This window comes from Streptomyces sp. NPDC002088 (assembly GCF_040296605.1).
GTDB lineage: Bacteria > Actinomycetota > Actinomycetes > Streptomycetales > Streptomycetaceae > Streptomyces.
On the sequence record NZ_JBEOXO010000103.1, the window covers coordinates 1 to 2,140 of the forward strand.

A 2,140-nucleotide genomic window follows, 5' to 3' on the forward strand; every position below is an offset into this window, starting at 1 on the left:
GCCTCGCTGAACACCACCCACCCCCCCGCCACACCCACCCGCTGCGCCGCGCCGCCTCCCCTGGGGGTGGGCGCCCCCGCCCCTACGCGGCGCCACACTGCCATGTTTACGACAGGGAAGGTCGCGCGGCGCTCACTGCCGGGGAGCGACCAGTCCCGCGTCGTAGGCGAGGATGACCGCCTGGATACGGTCGCGGGCGCCGACCTTGGCCAGGACCCGGCCGACGTGTTTCTTCACGGTGGACTCGGTCAGCACCAGACGTTCGGCGATCTCCGCGTTCGTCCAGCCCGTACCGATGGCCACGAGCACCTCGTGCTCGCGTTCGGTGAGCGCCGCCAGCCGCGGATCCGTGCGGGGCTCGGCATCGGGCGCCAGGACGTCATGGGCGTGGGCGTCGAGCAGACGGCGGGTGAGCCGGGGCGACACGACGGCGTCGCCGGTGGCGACCGCCTGGATGCCTGCGAGGAGTTCCGTCGGCTTGACGTCCTTGAGCAGGAAGCCGCTGGCCCCGGCGCGCAGGCCGGCGTAGGCGTACTCGTCGAGGTCGAAGGTGGTCAGGATGAGGACGCGGGTGCGGCCGCCGGCCGCCACGATGCGGCGGGTCGCCTCGATGCCGTCGAGACCGGGCATCCGTACGTCCATCAGGACCACGTCGGGGTTCAGTTCGGCCGCCATGCGGACGGCCTGCGCGCCGTTGTCGGCCTCACCGACGACGCTCACGCCGGGGGAGCCGTCCAGCAGCATCCGGAAACCCATGCGGGGCAGTGGCTGGTCGTCGGCGATCGGGATGGTGGTCATGGTGTGGGTTCTCCGGATGTGGCCGAGGCGGACGGGTCCAGCAGTACATCTACGATCCATCCCTGGCCGTCGTCGCGCGGTCCGATGGTTGCGGTGCCGTCGTAGAGCGCGGCCCGTTGGCGGATGCCGACCAGGCCGTGCCCGCTGTCCCGGCGGGGAGCCGTGGGCGGTCTCCGCGAGAGTGAACCGGTGTCGGTGACCCGTACGCGCAGCAGTTCGTCCTCGACCGCGACCGTGACGTCGGCCGTGGCGCCGGGGCCGACGTGTTTGAGGGTGTTGGTCAGAGCTTCCTGCACGACACGGAACACCGTGAGCTGCACGCCGCGGCCTAGCGCATCGACCGGGCCGACGGTGCGGTAGGCCACCGGCAGACCGGCCGCGCGGACCCGGGCCAGCAGAGTGTCCAGGTCCCGGACACCCGGCTGCGGAGACCGAGAGGTGTTTTCAGGTTCCTCGTGTTCTGCGGACTCGCGCAGCACCCCCAGCACGCGCCGCAGCTCGTCCATGGCCTGCCGGCCGGTGTCACCGATGAGGTGGAGCGCCTGCTCGGTGCGGCCAGGATCGCGGGTGGTGAGCACGGCAGCGCCATCGGCGAGGTTGACCATCACGGACAGGTTGTGGCCGACGATGTCGTGCATCTCACGGGCGATCCGGGAGCGCTCCGCCGCCGCGGTCAGCCGGACGCGCTGGTCGCGCTCGACCTCCAGCCGCGCCGCCCGGTCCCGCAGCGCGGACAGGTACAGCCGGCTGATCCGGACGGTCAGCCCCAGGGCCACGGCCCCAACGCCGGTGCCGACGGACAGGACGAGAAAGGCCACCGGACTGGCCGTCGGGATCACGGTGACCACGAGCAGCACCCACCCCGCGACGGTCACCGGCAGCGCCCAGCAGATCGCCCGCGGCGAAGCGTGCAGAGCCAGGGCGAACAGGGCGATCAGCAGGACGAGGGCTGCTGCGGGCCCCAAACCCAGCGACCACATGACCGGACACACCACGAGGCAGACACCGAACACCGCAGCGGGACGGCGGCGCCGCCACCACAGCGGCACGACCAGCACGGCCGCGATGCCCAGCACCACACCGACGGGCAGGCTGCCGCCCACCGGGCGCGAGACCGGGTGACCGGGGTCGTGCACCAGCAGGTCCGGCGGCGCGGCGGCGGCGACCAGGACCACCAGGGTGGTGTCGAGGAGCCACGGGCGACGCTGGTCGGCCGCCCGCAGACGGCTCAGCACCCGCAGCAGCGAGCGCATCACGGGGTGCGCCCAGACGCTCTCCGGCCCGGGCGGGAGCGCAGCCGCTCCCGCCCCGGCCGGCCGCCCCCTCGTCCGTGAGGCCAGAG

At 73.0% G+C, this 2,140-nt stretch carries 2 protein-coding genes; both read right to left on the reverse strand.

What is annotated here, in order from left to right:
• Positions 1-132: 132 nt before the first annotated feature.
• Positions 133-798 (reverse strand): response regulator, encoded by a 666-nt coding sequence (locus tag ABT114_RS50285; protein WP_351154071.1) that lies wholly within the window; start codon positions 796-798, stop codon positions 133-135.
• Positions 795-2,138, reverse strand: coding sequence for a sensor histidine kinase (locus ABT114_RS50290; protein ID WP_351154074.1), 1,344 nt, complete (start codon positions 2,136-2,138; stop codon positions 795-797). The genes ABT114_RS50285 and ABT114_RS50290 overlap by 4 nt, the downstream gene beginning before the upstream one ends.
• Between the last annotated feature and the right edge of the window lie 2 nt (positions 2,139-2,140).

Coding starts and splice junctions, on each gene's coding strand:
- ABT114_RS50285 (WP_351154071.1), bottom strand. CDS start 798: ATGACCACCATCCCGATCGCCGACGACCAGCCACTGCCCCGCATGGGT.